This window comes from Bacillus sp. FH (genome assembly GCF_052216825.1).
In the GTDB taxonomy this organism is placed as follows: Bacteria; Bacillota; Bacilli; order Bacillales; family Bacillaceae_G; genus Bacillus_A; species Bacillus_A paranthracis.
Genome location: NZ_JBQOUU010000001.1, coordinates 52,984 through 69,854, shown reverse-complemented (window position 1 = coordinate 69,854; position 16,871 = coordinate 52,984). Strand labels below are relative to the sequence as shown.

The window sequence follows — 16,871 nt, the reverse complement described above, 5'->3', positions numbered from 1 at the left end:
TTTTTCCATATAAAGGTACGGGGAGAGAATAACAATGATTACAAAAGTAATAACAAAGAGAAATTGGGAAATCGCAAAGATAAATGGAGAAATTAATGAAGCCTCATTAAAAGAAGAGGGATTTATTCATTGTTCGTTTTTTGAACAAGCTTTAAACGTTGCAGCAAAATATTTTATTCATGAAGTAGATGTTTTATTACTGACAATTGATCCATCCTTAGTGAAAGCAGAAATAAAATATGAACTTGCTTCTAACGGCCAAGAATATCCGCATGTTTACGGAGCAATTAATATAGATGCAATTATAGATGTTGTTCCATTGCTTAAGGAAAAAGGGGAATTTATATTACCAGAGTTACAAAGTTAAGCGTGTTATAAGTAAGTTAGAAAAGCACAAATTACAAATTTGTGCTTTTTATTATCCGTTTTTTGGTAAAAAACATTGTGTTTGTCACCATAATACTGTACGATACATAGTATAAAACATATACTGTATGACATATAGTAATGGAAATGAGGTGAATACATGGATGCTTTATTAAATTCATTAATTACTGAGCTAAGAAGAGGTACATTAACATTAGCAGTTTTAAGCCAATTAAGAACGCCGCAGTATGGATATTCACTTGTCCAATTATTAGAGAAATCAGGAATCGTAATCGATCAAAGTACTTTATATCCACTACTTCGCCGGTTAGAAAAGCAAGAGCTAGTGACGAGTAGTTGGGATAAAACAGAGAGTAGACCTCGTAAATATTATGTTTTAACTGAATACGGATTAGAGATATTCCAGCAGTTGAGAAAGGAATGGATAAAGGATTCGAAAAAACTTTATAACTTATTAAAGGAGGAGGACAAGAATGAATTTGATTGATATTTATGTCGAGGAAGTAGCGAAGAGATTACCTGAAAAAAATCGTGAAGATATTATTCTTGAGCTACGGTCAACAATTGAGGATATGTTGCCTGATAATTATAATGAAGACGATGAAAAAAGAGTTCTTGAAAAATTGGGGAGTCCGGTTTCATTAGCTAATGGATATTTGGATAGACCGATGCATTTAATTGGACCGCGTTATTTTGATGTATATACGACATTATTAAAAATGATCATTCCAATTGCAGTTGTTATTGCACTCATTGCAATGGTTGCAGAAAATTTTTTAAGTTATACTGGTGATCAAGCAGTATTAAATGTTATTTTACAAGTAATAGGTAAAGGCATTGGAGAAATTTTTGAAGTAGCCCTCCATGTATTTTTCTGGTTAACACTCGTATTTGCTATTTTAGAAAGAACGGATAAAAACAAAGATACCGAGCCGTTGACGACAAGTTTAAAAAAGTGGACGCCAGATGATTTGAAAAACATTTCGTACATTCCGAAGAAAAAAGCAATTTCCAAGTTTGAAGTTTTTGGAGGGTTAATGTGGACGGCAATATGGGGTACACTTTATTTTTATGCGAATCATCTCGTTGGCGTATACAGTGGTACGGGAAGTGGATTGAAGTTTGTCGCGCCAACGTTTAATCAAGATGTGTTACTTCAGTATTGGCCAATCGTTGTGATGATAATTGTTTTTGAAATAGCGATATCTCTTTATAAATTAGTACAGGGACAATGGACAAAAAGATTGGCAATCGGGAATGCTATTCTCCAAATAGCTGGAACGATAGTATTCATTATAATTGTAGTAAATCCGCACATATTTACCGATGGATTTATTACGTTTGTGGCAAATGTGTTCACTATTTCTCCGGAAGAACTTAAAAAGTGGCTAATTAGTGGGGGTATTCTCATTTACGTTTTATCTGCTGCATTAAACATTTATGATGGCTTTCGAAAAGCTAGTGTTCGTGTAACAAATAGGTAGTTAAAAAGAGAACGTATATGAAAGGAAGAAAACGATGATAAGGGAAGCAACGGAAAAAGATGTAATATACATTTTAGATATTTATAATGATGCGATACTGAATACAACTGCTGTATATACGTATAAACCCGTAACCCTTGAAAATAGAATAGATTGGTATGAACAAAAAAAGGCTGATGGTTATCCGATTTTTGTATACGAACTAGATAATAAAGTAGTAGGATTTGCGACATTCGGTCCGTTTAGAGCTTGGCCTGCCTACAAATATTCAATTGAGCATTCTGTGTATGTTGATAAGGAATATAGAAAATGTGGGATTGGAACTTCTTTGATGAGAGCATTGATCACAATTGCAAAAGAAAGAGAATATATGACTTTAATTGCTGGAATTGATGCGGAAAACGAGAAAAGTATTGCCTTACATGAAAACTATGGCTTTGTTCATGCAGGGACGATTAAAAAGGCTGGTTATAAGTTTAATAAATGGCTAGATTTAGCTTTTTATCAATTGGAGCTTAATGGTCCTAAAAATCCTTTAGAAGAATAGAAAATTAGTATCTTAGGTAGCATGGAGTTATTCATGCTACCTTTTTCTTATTGTAATCATAAGAATGCTTATCTAAAAAAGGGATTTCATATTATATATTGAATTATTAAAAAATAATATAACGTTTGGAAAAGAGGCTGGGAAATGGAAACTGTCATTCAAAAAATGAAAGAGATACAATCTGATCATGTTGGAATAGCTATTTATTCTACAAAAAATAATCGCATAGTTGCTTCATATAATAGTGAATTAAATATTCCGTTAGCATCGGCAGCAAAAGTAACAATAGGATTTGTAGTAGCGCAGATGGTGAAGGAAAATAAATGTAATTGGCATGATATACTTCATCATGTTAAATTTAATCCAAATGAAGATAGTGCGCAGTTGTATCCACATTTACAAGGAAGAAGGACTTTAACACTTGGTAAAGCAGTAGAAGTGATGATAGCATGTCATGATAGTTACGTTGCACAGTCAGTTGTAATGTACTGTGGTGGATGGGATGCTGTAAAAATGTATGCCCAAACGTACTTTTCAAAAATTTATATACAAGAGGACGCTAGAGATGAGAAAAATGTTGGAGAATTAAATGAAGTTCTTTCACTTTTAGTACATATTTTTCAGGGTTATAAATCAGAAGCAGAATTATGGGAACCAATTATTAGCGGCATGGTAAGACAGCAAGGTGAATATGAAGGAATACATTCATATCACTTAGCTCATATGACAGGTGGGCTATCTTCAGCTGCAATAAATATTGGTATAATAGGAATATTTAACGAATTTCCGTTTCTTTATGTTATTGGGGGAAAAGATTTACCTAATCGACTTGAAAATAAAGAGGTAGATGAAGCTTTTGCGGTAGCTTTGAAGTACATATACAAAGAATATAGTGAAAGCATGCTAGGAGTGAGTAATTGAAAAGAAACTTAAAGACATCAACAATCATTATGTTAATTGTAACGATTATTGCTCTTGAAGTGGGTATCGCACTATACAATCACAATTTGTCATTAGATACTATTTATTTTGCAGCGATCCTCATTTGTATTGTATTACTTTTTGGTACACGTGTTTCTGAGAAGAAAGAGAGACGAAAAAAAACAGCTCTTTTATTTTGGCCATCTATTTTACTATTTATCGCTTGTTTTGCAGTTATAAGTTACATAAGAATAGGCTATGTTTCTGTACCAGGTATAATTGGCTTTTCATGCTTTGTTATTTATGGTGGTTTCGTATTTATTAGTATGTTAAAAAGTAAAAATGAGAGATAGCTTACTAAGTTGAAAGGAAGAGATATATGAAACGCATAGAGAATGGTACTCGCATAGAAGGAGAATATATAAAGAATAAAGTCATTCAATATAACATGTCTATTTTAACAGATGAAGCAAAACAGCCGATGGAACAAGTAAGTTTTGTTCTGAAAGATGAGGCTGGGAAAATCTTTGGCGGCGTAACAGGTACGATGTATTTTTATCATCTTCATATAGATTTTTTATGGGTTGATGATTCAGTTCGTCATGATGGTTATGGTAGTCAACTATTACATAAAATTGAAGATATTGCGAAGGAAAAAGGTTGTAGATTAATATTATTAGATTCATTTAGTTTTCAAGCACCAGAATTTTATAAAAAGCATGGCTACCGAGAATATGGTGTTGTTGAAGATCATCCGAAAGGGCATAATCAACACTTTTTAGAGAAGAGGTTATAGTATTCGTGTTTTGCGAGAAAAGTGTTTTTTAAAAGCATCGCCAATAAGGCGATGCTTTTTTTAGTTTATAGAAACTAATCCATCTGATGCAATTATGCGAAGAAATAGTTCGATTCGTATTACAAGGATTTTCTTTTTTTACTATTCAAATAGCTTATTCATTAAATCTTGTATTTCACGTCTTCTTTTATCTGTTTCATCCTTATCAATTGTATACGTATCATCCTCTATTATGAGAACATCACCCTCTTTTGCAGTGGAAGGGAGTTTGGATTTAGGTACATCAATTGTTACGTTATTCACTTCAATAACTGCTAGTTCGCCTTCGAAACGGTCAATAATACCTCTCTTCATAATTATCTCTCCGTTCTTACAGAAATGTTAGAACTATCACTAGTAATAATTACAGTTCCATTTAAATCCGTTCTATATACTTTAACAGACATTGCATTTAACTTTGCTAAAGTTTCCTGTGTGGGATGGCCATATCGGTTACCTGCACCTGCACTGATTACAGCGATACTTGGTTTCACTGCATCTAAAAATGGTTGAGAAGAAGAAGTCTTACTTCCGTGATGGCCAGGTTTTAATACATCGGATTTTAGGCCGGAACCATACGTTGCAACCATATCTTTTTCACTTTTAGATTCAGCATCACCAGTAAATAAGAAAGATTTGCTGCCATGTGTTACTTTTAATACAGCACTCCACTCATTTAGATCGTTACCGTATTCTTTAACAGGAGCTAAAAATTGTGAGTTTAAACCATTGATTGATAAAGTTACTCCAGACTTCGCTTCTTTAATAGTTAACCCTTTGTTAGCTACTGCAGTTAAAAAGTCTTGAAACGTTTGTGTCGTATGGCTTACTTTAGGTGCGTAAACGTTTTTTACATTCATAGCATAAAGTACTTCATCCAATCCGCCTACATGATCGGCATCAGGATGAGTAGCAATCATATAATCGATAGTTTGGAATCCTAATCCTTTTAAATAATTTGCTACTACTTTACCTTTTCCGTTGTTACCACCGTCAATAAGGATCGTTTCGCCACTTGGAGATTTAATAAAAGTAGCATCACCTTGTCCTACATCAATATAATGAACTTCTAACTCTCCTTTAGGCTTAGGAAGAGCCGGACGGAAACTAGGTTCTAATACACGAGCTAAAAATGCGGCGAACTGTTCACGAGTTACTTTTATGTCTGGACCAAATGTACCATCAGGAAACCCAGCTGTAATATTATTTTGAGCTAAAATTTTGACAAAATTGTAACCCCAATGAGTAGATGGAACATCAGGGAAATTGACGTCTGCACCTGTAGGTTGCAAATTAAAAGTTTTAACTAAAACTACTGCCATTTCTGCACGAGTTAATGAACGGTCAGGGAAATAGTTTGTTTCACGTTGTACAATGTTATTATGTGCTAACTTATGTACAGAATCATAGTAATAGATACCTTTGGCTACATCGGAAAAAATATGATTATAGCTAGATGGTTTTTCTAATTTTAATGATAAATCTAGCATTAAGGCCATTTGTCCACGAGTTACATCATCACCCGGTTTAAAAGTTCCTTCTGGCGTACCATTAATGATACCTTTATCCGATAAATAGTTAATTTCCTTAATTGCCCAATGATTAGATTGGACATCTGGGAAAGCTTTAGCACTTGTAAGATTTGGAATGAACAATGTTAAAATCATGACAAATGCTGTTAGTAATAAACTAAACTTTTTCAAAAAATCGACTCACTTAATGTATTTTTTACCTTATTAACTTTACCATTTATTACAAGTAATTCAAAGTTTAATAAGTAAATATTTTATTAGTTGTTTTGTATTTCCATAAATTCGTTAATTTGAAATAATCTAACTTAATAGAGGGGATAGGAAAGGTATTAGAGAATTGTTTATATTGCAATTGTAAAATCCATATTATAAATTTATAAAATCATTTATAATAATTTATATCATGTTAAATGGGAGAAAGAAAATGTATACATATAAATTACAAGATGAGAAACCAATCTGTTCAGAAAAATTAAAGAGGCTTTACGATTCTGTCGGTTGGTGGCCAGAAAGAAAAGAAATCGATATTCAAAAAATGTTAAAAAATAGTATAGCAATTGGGGTATGGAAAGAAAATGAGTTAATTGGTTTTGCTAGAGTTGTTTCAGATGGTGTTTTTCGAGCGTACTTAGAAGATGTTGTTGTGCATGAGAGTGTAAGGAATAAAGGTATTGGAGAGAAGATGCTTACAATGTTACTTGAAGAAATATCTCATATCGATATTGTGAGCTTATTTTGTGGAGAGAAGCTTATAAAGTTTTATGGTCAAAAACAATTTCAAGCGACGAAACAAATTGTGATGCATCGTAATCAAATAGTGAAAGAATAAGGGGAGAATTAGAATGAATGCAACAAGGGAATATTGTTTATCGAAAAGAAAAGCGACAGAAGATTCACCAGATGGTTGGAATGCAACGTGTATGAGGCTTAATAATAAAATATTTGCGATATTGAACCATGAAGAAGGCGAAAAAGCGGCAATAACATTAAAATGTGATCCAGAACTTGCGCTAAGATTAAGAGAAGAGTATCCAGAAACAATCATTCCGGGTTATCATATGAATAAAAAACATTGGAATACGGTGTATATACATAAAGATGTGGAACAGGTGCAAATTAATAAGATGATTGATTGGTCGTATGATTTAGTTCTACAATCATTTTCAAAGAGAAAGCAGCAAGAGTTATTAGATTAATATGTATAAGGGGTGGATGTATTGAAAGACACGATCAAAGATACATATGATAAATTAGCGAGTACATATAAAGAAAATCTAGATGTGGCAAATCCATATAACAGCTATTATGAAAGACCAGCGATGATGGAGATGGTTCCAAAGAAATTAGAAGGGAAGAGTATACTAGATGCCGGATGTGCAGCTGGATGGTATACTTCTCAATTTGTAGAAAGAGGAGCAAATGTTACTGCAATTGACGTAAGTTATGAAATGGTAAAAGCTGCAAAGGATAGTATGGGGGATAAAGCAACGTTTCTTTGTCATGACTTGCAAGAAGTATTACCGTTTGAAGATCATACTTTTGATGTAATTGTAAGTTCGTTAACCCTTCATTATTTAGAAAATTGGAATCAAGTATTTCAGGAATTTCGTCGAGTATTGAAGCCAGGTGGAGAATTTATATACTCTATTCATCATCCTTTTATGGATTTTACAAAGTTTACTTGTAAAAATTATTTTGAAAAACAATTATTAGTAGATACTTGGATTAAACCTAATATTACAATTGAAGTTGAATTTTTTAGAAGGTCACTTCAAGATATTATTAATGAAACAACAAATTATTTTATGTTAGAAAAAATGGTCGAACCAAGGCCAGTTGAAAAGATGAAAGAAGTAAATGAAAAATCTTATTACTATTTAAATACAAATCCACATTTTCTTATTGTTAAAGCAGTTAATAAATAGCTAGTAAAATGATTATATTTTACTAGCTATTTTGCAGTTATAAATGATGAATTAGGAGTTTTGAAATGAATACGAAACGAAATAGATTACTATACGCAATGTTTACAATCCTTGTTATTATTTTAGGGCTTAGTTCAAGAAAGTTTGCTTTTGCGCTGCCGGCTCTATTAAATGATTATTTAGGTGATGCTTTATGGGCGTTAATGATTTTTATTGGATTTGGATTTTTATTTCCTAAAATAGAAATGAAGAAATTGGCTTTTGTTAGTTTAATGTTTTGCTACGGGATTGAAGTGAGCCAATTGTATCATGCTGAATGGATAGATAGTATTCGTGCAACGACTTTAGGTGGACTCGTATTAGGTTATGGATTTTTGTGGAGTGATTTAGTTGCTTATACAATTGGTGTTGGGGTAGGATTTCTTTTTGAGTTTATATTAAGGACGAATAAGCGATTTTAAATGGAGGTATTTATTATGGAGGATATATTAGAAATTGTGAATTTTTGGTTTGAAGATAAAGATGTCACAGCTACTGAAATAAAAGCAAACGTAACAAAGATTCATTGTAATAATAAATCCTATATTTTGAAGGAAAAGGGATCGATAAAACAACTATTAGTTGAAATACATGTATTAAAACAGCTTGAGGAAAAAGGGGTTAAAGTGCAAAAATTAGTGAAAACGAGTAATAGTAAAAAGTATGTATTTTATAAAGAGAAGTATTATTGTTTGTACAAATATATTGCTGGAAGTGGACTTGAAATAAAAGATACAGAAAATCTGAAGGAGCTAGGAAGTACAATTGGAGAAGAAATAGCTAATTTACATCAAGTACTTAATTCGGTGAATAATAATGAGTTAGTAAAAAGAGATTTGTATAAAGTAGTATACGGATGGGCTTTACCTATTTTAGAAAAGAATGAGTATGTTCATCAGGATGTAATTCGAAAAATGAATCAAATACATACAGCTTTCAAAGAAATAGTTCACCCATTACGAGAGCAAATTATTCATCGTGATATGCACTTATCCAATGTAATCTTTAAAGATAATGAATTTCAAGGTTTTATAGATTTTGAACTATTAGAAAGTAATGTAAGAGTATTCGATTTATGCTATTGCTGTACGAGTATTTTGAGTGAGTTATATAGTGATGAAGTATTAAGAGGGAAGTGGCAACATATTATCAGCACAATCTTTGAAGGATATAATAAACAAAACATTTTAATGAAAGAAGAACTACAGTCTATTTGGTATGTCATGCTTTCGATTCAAGTTATCTTTATTACTTATTTTGTTCAGTTAAAAGATTTATTAAAGTTAAATGAAGAGATGTTTTTCTGGATTTTTGCTAATAAAGAGGCTATTGAAGAGTCAATAGAAAGGATCGCACAAAAATGAAAAAAATTATATTAATAGGTTCTGGTGGTTCAGGAAAATCTACACTAGCAAGGCAGTTAGGCAATAAATTAAATATTAAAGTACATCATCTTGATGCACTATTTTGGAAACCGAATTGGGAAGGGGTACCGAAAGAGGAGCAAAGAACGGTTCAGAATGAATTAGTGAAAGAAGATGAGTGGATTATTGATGGGAATTATGGCGGGACAATGGACATAAGAATGAACGCAGCTGATACAATTATTTTTCTTGATATTCATAGGACAATATGTGCTTATCGTGCTTTTAAAAGAGTTATACAATATCGGAATAAAACAAGACCGGATATGGGCGCGGGATGTAAGGAAAAATTTGATTTGCAATTTTTTAAATGGATATGGGAATATCCTAAGACGAAGCGACCTACAATTTTAAAGAAGTTAAATCAATTGAGTAAGGATAAAGATGTTATTATTTTAAAATCTACAAATGAAGTAAGACTATTTTTAGAGAAGTACAGTGCTATAAATGGTTAGATTATAAAAAGAAATAACCTGGGGGTATAGAATTGGATAGATTTATTAGGCTAGTTGATTCTAATATGGTGAAAATTCCAGCAGGAAAAGTAGAATTAAGAGATGATCGAATAAAGAAAGAATGGAAAGCCCAAGTTAATTCGTTTCTTCTTGCAAAGTATGTTGTAACGATGGAATTATATGATGCGATTACGAATCATACATCAAATTTATCCAAAGATAAAAACAAACCAGTTGTAATTTACATAGATGACCTTGGATTTAGGCTCGCTAAGTCCATTTAGAAAAATTATAAGAGCAAAATAATATAGATAAGATTTAAAGTAAGGAGTGTTTTAAGTGGCACGTGTTTTATTCATTAATACTGGATCAGAAGGGCATATAAATCCAACATTGCAAGTTGTAGAAGAATTAGTTTCGCGTGGGGAAGAGGTAGTTTATTTTTCAATAGAAGCTTTCAGAGAACGTATTGAAAAAACAGGGGCTATTGTAAGAACAATTGACGACCAAAAGTTTATAAAAGCATTTCTTTCCGGTGGCCGAAATTATTTGCAGGAAAGAATAAATGGCCTTCTACATACAGCAGATGTTATTATACCAAGTGTTCTTGAACAAATTGAAGGAGAACATTTTGATTATATGATTCATGATTCGATGTTTGGCTGTGGCCGTATAATTGCTCAAATTTTAAAGCTTCCGGCAATAAATTCCTGTACATCTTTTGCACAAGATGAAAAATCATTTCAACAAATGTTAGATCACTTGTCTAAAAGTATCCCAGTGAAAGTTCAGGAGAGGATACATAATGATTTTGAAAGATTAACTAAGGAGGTTGCGGAAAAGTATAGTGTTGAAATAAACTCACCATATGAAGTTTTCTGTAATCCAGCGTCACTTACTATTGTATATACAATAAAAGAGTTCCAGCCTTTTGGAGATATGTTTAATGAAACATTTAAATTTGTAGGTCCATCCATCCCTGCACAAGTAAAAAATGAAGACTTTGATTTTACTTCAATTGAAGTAAAAAGCCCGATTTACATTTCGCTAGGCACTGTTTTTAATGAAGCGCTTGATTTTTATAAGCTTTGTATGAAGGCGTTCGAGAATAGCGAGCATACTATTGTGATGTCTATTGGTAATAAAACGAACATAAGTGATTTAGGTGAAATTCCTAAAAACTTCATTGTGAAAAACTATGTACCACAAATGAAACTACTTGCATATACAAAGTTGTTTATTACACATGGTGGAATGAACAGTACACATGAAGGGCTATATAACGGGATTCCACTCATTGTAATTCCGCAAAGTGCAGATCAGCCAGTAATCGCAAAGCAAGTGGAGAATCTAGGAGCTGGGATTAAGTTATCTATGAAAGAATTAACTGTAGAACAACTACGTGAAAGTGTAGAACTTGTATTAAATAATCCATCATATAAAGAAGTTGCATGGAATTTGAAGGAATCTTTCCTGAAATCTGGTGGCTATCAGGAAGCTGCTGATGAGATTTTTACATTTATAGGTCAATAATAAATAGAAAATTATACATGAGAAGAGTGTCTATATGAAATGATATAGACACTCTTTTTTATATGAAGCGGAGAATTCGTTGTTTTGAAATGTTAAATATTCTGTTTTGCAAATTCGGACCATAGTTTTACGTGTTACTAATGCTTTCATCATTTCTGCACAACTTCTGCACATACTTTGATGATTTCTATGTCATGATATATTCATCAAGTGAAATATTTCACAAGAAATGAAATATATTTTCACTGCGGTGTATGCATAACACACACATACATCGTTACAAGATTGTCTCTTGTTATTCTTTTACATCGAAGCCCACATTACACTACGAATTATAACAAGAAGGGGACAGGAACATGAAGAATCAATTTTTAAAACAACTACAAAACATGAAAATGAACAAAAAAAGTCTAGGAGCTGTTGCATTAACAGCTGGAATTATTGGCACGACACTTATTCCTCAAAACGCATACGCGCACGGTTTTGTTGAAAAGCCGAGCAGCCGATCTGCTTTATGTAGTCCAACTTATGGTGCACTAAATGTAAACTGCGGAAGTGTTATGTATGAACCACAAAGTTTGGAAGCTCCAAAAGGGTTCCCGCAAACTGGCCCAGTTGATGGTCAAATCGCTTCTGCAGGTGGTAAGTTTGGTGGTATTTTAGATCAACAAACTGCCGATCGTTGGTTTAAAAATACAATTACAGGCGGGGAAAATACATTTACGTGGAAATATACAGCGCCTCACTTAACGAGCAAATGGCATTACTATATTACAAAAAAAGGATGGAATCCAAATAAAGCGCTCACAAGAGCAGATTTTGAACCAATTGGAACTGTGCAACATGATGGTTCTGCAGCCTCAAATCATTTAACTCACAAAATCAATGTACCTACTGATAGAAGTGGGTATCATGTAATTTTAGCAGTATGGGATGTAGCTGATACAGCAAATGCATTCTATAATGTAATTGATGTTAATCTCATCAATGACGTAAAACCAGACACAGAAGCTCCAAGCATTCCAAATAGAATTCAGGCACAAAAAGTAACAGCGAATAGTATAGAACTAGCATGGAACGATTCTACGGATAATGTAGGGGTAAAAGGGTATCAAATCTTCCGTAACGGAGAGATGATTGATACAGTACCAGGAACTCATTTTATTGATAAAAAATTACAACCAAGTACAGAATACTCTTATACTATAAAGGCAATTGACGCAGCTGGAAATGCTTCGAAAGAAAGTGCAAAGCTTACAGTAAAAACGACAGTTGAGGCTCCTGATACAGAAGCACCAACACAACCAAAAGGATTACATAGTATGGGAACGACAGCGTCAAGTGTGGAACTAATGTGGAGTCCTTCTGACGATAATATTGGTGTAGACCATTACGATATTTATAGAGAAACAAAAGGATCAATGGAAAAAATTGCAACATCCAATACGACTTCTTATATGGATAAATATTTACTCTCTAATACTACTTATAAATATGTAGTGAAAGCTGTTGATGTAGCTGGAAATGAATCTGTACAGAGTGATATATTCATAATTACTACAAAAACTGAAAGCGTTTCATATGAAGAATGGGATGCAAAGAAAGCATATGAAAAGGGAGATAAAGTTCTACACGAGGGAAAAGTATATGAAGCAGTCCAAAGTTATAAAGGAAATGGGGATCCAAACTGGATTTATGCTTTATCATTATGGAAAACAGTGTAAGATTTACCTTGCTATGAACTAAGAGATAATGGGCTTTGATGCAAAAGGACATCTTGAGAATTCATTTTTCTATAAATAAAAAAGGGCAGTATATGAATACGTAAAGTAGTTTCATATACTGCCTTTTTTATTATGATAACATTTTCGTCATAAGTATATGCGGAATGCCATCTTCCATAAATACATCAGAAGAGGTTTGATAACCTAGTTTTTTATAAAATCCTTCAGCCTGTGTTTGACCGTGTAGTTTTACTTTTGTAGATTCTTTTTCACGAGCAATTTCTTCTAACGTTTGAATAATTACTTTTCCTAAACCGTATTTACGATAGTCTTTTAAAATACAAATACGTTCTAATTTTCCAGTTCCATCAACAAATCGGATACGACCTGTACCAACAGGAAGATTGTTATAATAAACTAAAATATGTTTACATTTCTCCCCGATTTCATCAAACATATCGAATTCATCTTCAAGTGGAACATTTTGTTCTTTTACAAATACTTCTTTTCGAATATGAAAGGCAGTTTCTAAATCTGTAAGTTCTGTTATGAGTTTGGAGTGCAAATTGTTCAATCCTTTCTAGTGTGATGTGCTTTTGTTTTCATAGTATATCATAATGTTACGTAATAACGAGAAAATATAAAAAAGCTGACTGTAAGAGTCAGCGTTCATTATAATTCCTGTATCCCGTTTTTTGTTCCAATAATCGCCTTACTAGTCATATTAACAAACAATCCGGTTTCAACTACACCAGTAATCATTTTTAATCTTTTGTGTAAATCGGAAGGAGTAGGTATATGATTAGGGAATATACAATCGATAATCATGTTATTATTATCGGTTATAAACGTTTCATTATTTTTTAAGCGTAACGTTGTTTGACATCCTAAAGATTGAATTTTACTTTCGGTTTGTTTCCATGCAAAAGGTATGATTTCAATAGGTAATGGAAAAGTCCCTAAACGTGTCACAACTTTTGATTCATCAACGATAATGATAAGTTCTTTCGAGGAGGAGGCTACAATTTTCTCGCGAAGTAATGCACCACCGCCTCCTTTAATAAGCTGTAAATTAGAATCAATTTCATCAGCGCCATCAATTGTAAGATCAAGACTTTGTACGTCGTTTAACGAAATCAACGGAATATTTAGCTGCTGTGCCAATGCTTCCGTTTCCTTTGATGTCGGGACAGCTTGAATTGATAATCCCTCTTTTACACGTTGACCTAATTTTTGTATCGTCCAGTATGCGGTTGATCCTGTACCAAGACCAATCTTCATACCATCTTTTACGAAGGTTGCAGCATATTCACCAGCTATCTGTTTTAAATCCATCGCTTTACTCCGCCGGACGTGGTCCAGCATCAAGACCTGAACTTTCAACTGTAAGTACTGGACGAACTACTATATCCTTATGTACACGCATTTGACAAGATAATCGTAAATGATCCTCAATCCCTTTTTCAGTCATTGCATGTTTTTCATTCGCACTCGCTTCACAAAAATCACCGGCTATAATTTCTACTCTACAAGTTGTGCAACGTGCTTTTCCGCCGCAACGATGGAGTATGTTTACACCGTTATCTTCAATTGCTAATACTAATTTTGTGCCTTCTTTTACATCAAAAGTTCCCGCACCTTCAATTGTTAATTTTGGCAAATTTGTTCCTCCTCACGTAAAATTGTACATAACATATTTATGACCGCGAATTATTGAACATAAACATAATTTTTTTATATGCCCCGTAACTTTTTTATTTGTTGAATCGTTAATTAAGTAAGCGCTGAAAAGGAGTGGTTATTTTGTGCACAAAAGTAACTCATATTTTGAAAAATCATATCGATATGAATCATTCAAATATAACTTTTTTAATTGAGCAATACGGAGAGTTGAAAAGATACTGTACATTTTTAACGAAAAATAAATGGGATGGCGAAGATCTTGCCCAAGAAACGGTTTGTAAAGTACTTCAAAAATATAGTAATAAAGATATTTGTATGACGCTCGTATATAAAATAGCTAGAAATCGTTGGTTAGATCAAATAAAGTCAAAATCAGTTCATGAAAAAATAAGAGACCAAATTACTTTTGAAGAACCACATGAAAAAATTGCAGATTTGCATGAAATGGTAGGGAAAGTATTATCTTCATTAAATGTACAGCAATCCACGATTTTATTATTAAAGGATGTTTTTCAATATAGTATCGCTGATATTGCTAAAGTATGTTCCGTATCGGAAGGGGCAGTAAAAGCTTCTTTGTTTCGGAGTAGAAATAGGTTGAAAACTGTAAGTGAAGAAGGGATAGAGATAGTTGAATTCACAGACGATATGGAAGTTGTAGTAACGTCTATTCGAGAAGAGAGACCGGAATTATTAACGAAACTGCTTCCAACAATAGATTTTACTAAGTTACCATCTAAACAGCCAGTCTTATTATTTAATGTGAAACAACCTTCTTCCTACAGTTGTATGCTTTTAGCAGCATAACAATTATTGGAGGGATTTAAAATGAATGCAATTCCATATGTTGTAGAACAAACGAAATTAGGAGAACGTTCCTATGATATATACTCAAGGTTATTAAAAGACCGTATTGTTATTATTGGTTCAGAAATAAATGATCAAGTAGCGAGTAGTGTCGTAGCTCAATTATTATTTTTAGAAGCAGAAGATGCAGAGAAAGATATATTTTTATACATTAATAGTCCAGGCGGATCAACGACAGCAGGTTTTGCCATATTGGATACGATGAATTTAATCAAACCAGACGTGCAAACGCTATGCATGGGCTTTGCAGCATCATTTGGTGCATTGCTATTATTATCAGGTGCAAAAGGAAAACGGTTTGCACTCCCAAATAGTGAAATTATGATTCATCAGCCGCTTGGTGGTGCACAAGGGCAAGCAACGGAAATTGAAATCACAGCAAAAAGAATTTTAAAGTTAAAACATGATATTAATAAAATGATTGCAGAAAAAACAGGGCAACCGATTGAAAGAGTAGCACATGATACAGAAAGAGATTATTTTATGACCGCAGAAGAAGCAAAGGCATATGGGATTGTAGATGATGTTGTTACGAAAAAATAGCAGAAAGCAGGCTAGAGAGTAAAGTATATTCTCTAGCCTGTTTTATTAATCTTTTATCCATTCATCGACTAACGCTTGATTCTTTTTAATCCATTTTCGCGCCGCTTCTTCGGGATCTTTCGTTTTATTTAACTCGACCATTAATGTACCAAGCTGTTCATCGTTCATTTTCCATTTATCAAAGTATTTTATGATATCCGGATGATCTTTTTCGAAACCTTTACGAACGGAGTAATAAATGTCATCTTTTTCACCATATACTTTCTTAGGGTCTTTTAAATATTTTAAGTCAAATTCTGAAAAACCCCAATGTGGATTCCAAAGCGTAACAGCGATTGGTTTCTTTTTCGTATATGCTTTTTTTAGTTCACTCATCAAAGCAGCTTCAGAAGACTGGACAAGTTTTAGCTTTATATCATATTCCTTCATCGCTTTATTCGTTAAATTCATAAGACTGCTGCCAGGTTCAATTCCGACAATTTTATTATCTAGTTCATCTTTATGTGCATTTAGATCTTCAATGCTGTTTATGTTTTTCACATAAGAAGGGACAACTAAACCTAGTCCGGTTCCTTCATACCATTTTGATTTTAAGACAATATCATCTTTATAACGATCATTTAGTGGTTTATCCGTAACGGGTAGCCATACTTCTAAATTAGCATCAACATCACCGCGAGCAACACCAGTCCAAATTGCCGCTTTTTCTAAATACATGAGTTCAACTTTGTAGCCTTTTTGTTCTAGTAGTACCTTCCACATATTTGCAGTTGCAATGTTTTCTTTCCAACTTGTTACACCTAGTTTAATTTTTCCTTTCGAATTTGCATTTGTTGCATTACATGAAGAGAAAATCATAGTAATAAATAATGCAAGGCATATGAGCCATATTTTCTTTCTCATTAAAAACCTCCTAAGAAACGTTTGCTTTTTAAATAAATGTATAAGTAAGCATTCTTATTATGAACGGAA

At 33.0% G+C, this 16,871-nt stretch carries 23 protein-coding genes and 1 pseudogene; 18 read left to right on the top strand and 6 right to left on the bottom strand.

All coding sequences use genetic code 11. The features are described from left to right. Positions 1–34: 34 nt before the first annotated feature. The 7 genes from ACTT1L_RS00425 to ACTT1L_RS00395 all read left to right on the top strand — a co-directional run bounded on the left by ACTT1L_RS00425 (position 35) and on the right by ACTT1L_RS00395 (position 4,135). Positions 35–367, top strand: coding sequence for a DUF952 domain-containing protein (locus tag ACTT1L_RS00425; protein WP_061130462.1), 333 nt, complete (start codon positions 35–37; stop codon positions 365–367). Between the two features lie 159 nt (positions 368–526). Beyond that, on the top strand, positions 527–874 hold the full coding sequence (locus ACTT1L_RS00420; RefSeq protein WP_000339350.1) for a PadR family transcriptional regulator: 348 nt from the start codon (positions 527–529) through the stop codon (positions 872–874). Then, positions 861–1,871 (top strand): HAAS signaling domain-containing protein, encoded by a 1,011-nt coding sequence (locus ACTT1L_RS00415; protein WP_071741988.1) that lies wholly within the window; start codon positions 861–863, stop codon positions 1,869–1,871. Before ACTT1L_RS00420 ends, ACTT1L_RS00415 begins: the two co-directional genes overlap by 14 nt. A gap of 34 nt (positions 1,872–1,905) precedes the next feature. Then, positions 1,906–2,418, top strand: coding sequence for a GNAT family N-acetyltransferase (locus tag ACTT1L_RS00410; protein WP_000617502.1), 513 nt, complete (start codon positions 1,906–1,908; stop codon positions 2,416–2,418). A gap of 144 nt (positions 2,419–2,562) precedes the next feature. Then, the gene (locus tag ACTT1L_RS00405) at positions 2,563–3,339 is read left to right on the top strand and encodes a serine hydrolase (protein ID WP_000450764.1); all 777 of its coding nucleotides are present in this window, start codon (positions 2,563–2,565) and stop codon (positions 3,337–3,339) included. Continuing rightward, positions 3,336–3,692 carry a hypothetical protein gene (locus tag ACTT1L_RS00400; protein ID WP_442821709.1) on the top strand — a complete coding sequence of 119 codons (357 nt, stop codon included), beginning with the start codon at positions 3,336–3,338 and terminating at the stop codon, positions 3,690–3,692. The genes ACTT1L_RS00405 and ACTT1L_RS00400 overlap by 4 nt, the downstream gene beginning before the upstream one ends. Positions 3,693–3,718: 26 nt before the next feature. Continuing rightward, entirely contained in the window at positions 3,719–4,135 is a 417-nt protein-coding gene (locus tag ACTT1L_RS00395) for a GNAT family N-acetyltransferase (RefSeq protein WP_071741990.1), read from the top strand. A 141-nt stretch (positions 4,136–4,276) separates the two neighbouring features. Here the strand turns inward: ACTT1L_RS00395 and ACTT1L_RS00390 are convergent, their stop codons facing one another. Then, positions 4,277–4,489, bottom strand: a complete 213-nt coding sequence (locus ACTT1L_RS00390; RefSeq protein WP_000820164.1) for a DUF3006 domain-containing protein — start codon at positions 4,487–4,489, stop codon at positions 4,277–4,279. Between the two features lie 2 nt (positions 4,490–4,491). Next, the gene (locus tag ACTT1L_RS00385) at positions 4,492–5,877 is read right to left on the bottom strand and encodes an S-layer homology domain-containing protein (RefSeq protein WP_061130465.1); all 1,386 of its coding nucleotides are present in this window, start codon (positions 5,875–5,877) and stop codon (positions 4,492–4,494) included. A 253-nt stretch (positions 5,878–6,130) separates the two neighbouring features. Between ACTT1L_RS00385 and ACTT1L_RS00380 the strand changes: the two genes are divergently transcribed. The 9 genes and pseudogenes from ACTT1L_RS00380 (at position 6,131) to ACTT1L_RS00340 (ending at position 12,806) form a co-directional block, all read left to right on the top strand. Then, positions 6,131–6,535: a GNAT family N-acetyltransferase gene (locus ACTT1L_RS00380; protein WP_000288941.1), complete on the top strand. Its 405-nt coding sequence runs from the start codon at positions 6,131–6,133 to the stop codon at positions 6,533–6,535. A 13-nt stretch (positions 6,536–6,548) separates the two neighbouring features. After that, on the top strand, positions 6,549–6,902 hold the full coding sequence (locus tag ACTT1L_RS00375) for an MmcQ/YjbR family DNA-binding protein (protein ID WP_000994635.1): 354 nt from the start codon (positions 6,549–6,551) through the stop codon (positions 6,900–6,902). Between the two features lie 21 nt (positions 6,903–6,923). Next, positions 6,924–7,631, top strand: a complete 708-nt coding sequence (locus ACTT1L_RS00370) for a class I SAM-dependent methyltransferase (RefSeq protein ID WP_071741991.1) — start codon at positions 6,924–6,926, stop codon at positions 7,629–7,631. Positions 7,632–7,696: 65 nt separating this feature from the next. Then, positions 7,697–8,092 carry a ribosomal maturation YjgA family protein gene (locus ACTT1L_RS00365; RefSeq protein ID WP_001093430.1) on the top strand — a complete coding sequence of 132 codons (396 nt, stop codon included), beginning with the start codon at positions 7,697–7,699 and terminating at the stop codon, positions 8,090–8,092. Positions 8,093–8,107: 15 nt separating this feature from the next. Continuing rightward, positions 8,108–9,034 carry a phosphotransferase enzyme family protein gene (locus ACTT1L_RS00360; RefSeq protein ID WP_071741992.1) on the top strand — a complete coding sequence of 309 codons (927 nt, stop codon included), beginning with the start codon at positions 8,108–8,110 and terminating at the stop codon, positions 9,032–9,034. After that, complete coding sequence (locus ACTT1L_RS00355) at positions 9,031–9,549, top strand: DNA topology modulation protein (RefSeq protein WP_061130469.1); 519 nt, start codon at positions 9,031–9,033, stop codon at positions 9,547–9,549. The genes ACTT1L_RS00360 and ACTT1L_RS00355 overlap by 4 nt, the downstream gene beginning before the upstream one ends. A gap of 32 nt (positions 9,550–9,581) precedes the next feature. After that, positions 9,582–9,788, top strand: a pseudogene (locus ACTT1L_RS00350) (hypothetical protein); the annotation flags it as partial. A gap of 100 nt (positions 9,789–9,888) precedes the next feature. Then, the gene (locus tag ACTT1L_RS00345) at positions 9,889–11,082 is read left to right on the top strand and encodes a macrolide family glycosyltransferase (protein WP_071741994.1); all 1,194 of its coding nucleotides are present in this window, start codon (positions 9,889–9,891) and stop codon (positions 11,080–11,082) included. Between the two features lie 356 nt (positions 11,083–11,438). Further along, positions 11,439–12,806 (top strand): lytic polysaccharide monooxygenase, encoded by a 1,368-nt coding sequence (locus ACTT1L_RS00340; protein WP_061130471.1) that lies wholly within the window; start codon positions 11,439–11,441, stop codon positions 12,804–12,806. 130 nt (positions 12,807–12,936) lie between these two features. Here the strand turns inward: ACTT1L_RS00340 and ACTT1L_RS00335 are convergent, their stop codons facing one another. From ACTT1L_RS00335 to ACTT1L_RS00325, 3 genes are all read right to left on the bottom strand, one after another. Continuing rightward, the gene (locus ACTT1L_RS00335) at positions 12,937–13,371 is read right to left on the bottom strand and encodes a GNAT family N-acetyltransferase (protein WP_000555718.1); all 435 of its coding nucleotides are present in this window, start codon (positions 13,369–13,371) and stop codon (positions 12,937–12,939) included. A gap of 107 nt (positions 13,372–13,478) precedes the next feature. Next, a complete protein-coding gene (gene rpiA / locus ACTT1L_RS00330) occupies positions 13,479–14,141 on the bottom strand; it encodes a ribose 5-phosphate isomerase A (RefSeq protein ID WP_000364536.1) in 663 nt (220 codons plus the stop codon). A gap of 4 nt (positions 14,142–14,145) precedes the next feature. Then, on the bottom strand, positions 14,146–14,466 hold the full coding sequence (locus tag ACTT1L_RS00325) for a 2Fe-2S iron-sulfur cluster-binding protein (RefSeq protein WP_001125376.1): 321 nt from the start codon (positions 14,464–14,466) through the stop codon (positions 14,146–14,148). A gap of 143 nt (positions 14,467–14,609) precedes the next feature. Here ACTT1L_RS00325 and ACTT1L_RS00320 point away from each other — a divergent pair, with 143 nt between their 5' ends. Beyond that, a complete protein-coding gene (locus tag ACTT1L_RS00320) occupies positions 14,610–15,296 on the top strand; it encodes an RNA polymerase subunit sigma-70 (RefSeq protein WP_000337497.1) in 687 nt (228 codons plus the stop codon). A gap of 21 nt (positions 15,297–15,317) precedes the next feature. After that, entirely contained in the window at positions 15,318–15,899 is a 582-nt protein-coding gene (gene clpP / locus ACTT1L_RS00315) for an ATP-dependent Clp endopeptidase proteolytic subunit ClpP (protein ID WP_000991625.1), read from the top strand. A gap of 45 nt (positions 15,900–15,944) precedes the next feature. On the opposite strand, the gene ACTT1L_RS00310 is transcribed toward clpP, so the two are convergent. Continuing rightward, entirely contained in the window at positions 15,945–16,802 is an 858-nt protein-coding gene (locus ACTT1L_RS00310; protein ID WP_001227645.1) for a glycine betaine ABC transporter substrate-binding protein, read from the bottom strand. Positions 16,803–16,871: the final 69 nt, after the last annotated feature.

What these genes read in the sequence shown, in the direction of transcription:
- ACTT1L_RS00425 (WP_061130462.1), top strand. Translation starts at nt 35, where the DNA reads ATGATTACAAAAGTAATAACAAAGAGAAATTGGGAAATCGCAAAGATA.
- ACTT1L_RS00420 (WP_000339350.1), top strand. Translation starts at nt 527, where the DNA reads ATGGATGCTTTATTAAATTCATTAATTACTGAGCTAAGAAGAGGTACA.
- ACTT1L_RS00415 (WP_071741988.1), top strand. Translation starts at nt 861, where the DNA reads ATGAATTTGATTGATATTTATGTCGAGGAAGTAGCGAAGAGATTACCT.
- ACTT1L_RS00410 (WP_000617502.1), top strand. Translation starts at nt 1,906, where the DNA reads ATGATAAGGGAAGCAACGGAAAAAGATGTAATATACATTTTAGATATT.
- ACTT1L_RS00405 (WP_000450764.1), top strand. Translation starts at nt 2,563, where the DNA reads ATGGAAACTGTCATTCAAAAAATGAAAGAGATACAATCTGATCATGTT.
- ACTT1L_RS00395 (WP_071741990.1), top strand. Translation starts at nt 3,719, where the DNA reads ATGAAACGCATAGAGAATGGTACTCGCATAGAAGGAGAATATATAAAG.
- ACTT1L_RS00390 (WP_000820164.1), bottom strand. Translation starts at nt 4,489, where the DNA reads ATGAAGAGAGGTATTATTGACCGTTTCGAAGGCGAACTAGCAGTTATT.
- ACTT1L_RS00380 (WP_000288941.1), top strand. Translation starts at nt 6,131, where the DNA reads ATGTATACATATAAATTACAAGATGAGAAACCAATCTGTTCAGAAAAA.
- ACTT1L_RS00375 (WP_000994635.1), top strand. Translation starts at nt 6,549, where the DNA reads ATGAATGCAACAAGGGAATATTGTTTATCGAAAAGAAAAGCGACAGAA.
- ACTT1L_RS00365 (WP_001093430.1), top strand. Translation starts at nt 7,697, where the DNA reads ATGAATACGAAACGAAATAGATTACTATACGCAATGTTTACAATCCTT.
- ACTT1L_RS00360 (WP_071741992.1), top strand. Translation starts at nt 8,108, where the DNA reads ATGGAGGATATATTAGAAATTGTGAATTTTTGGTTTGAAGATAAAGAT.
- ACTT1L_RS00355 (WP_061130469.1), top strand. Translation starts at nt 9,031, where the DNA reads ATGAAAAAAATTATATTAATAGGTTCTGGTGGTTCAGGAAAATCTACA.
- ACTT1L_RS00340 (WP_061130471.1), top strand. Translation starts at nt 11,439, where the DNA reads ATGAAGAATCAATTTTTAAAACAACTACAAAACATGAAAATGAACAAA.
- rpiA (WP_000364536.1), bottom strand. Translation starts at nt 14,141, where the DNA reads ATGGATTTAAAACAGATAGCTGGTGAATATGCTGCAACCTTCGTAAAA.
- clpP (WP_000991625.1), top strand. Translation starts at nt 15,318, where the DNA reads ATGAATGCAATTCCATATGTTGTAGAACAAACGAAATTAGGAGAACGT.
- ACTT1L_RS00310 (WP_001227645.1), bottom strand. Translation starts at nt 16,802, where the DNA reads ATGAGAAAGAAAATATGGCTCATATGCCTTGCATTATTTATTACTATG.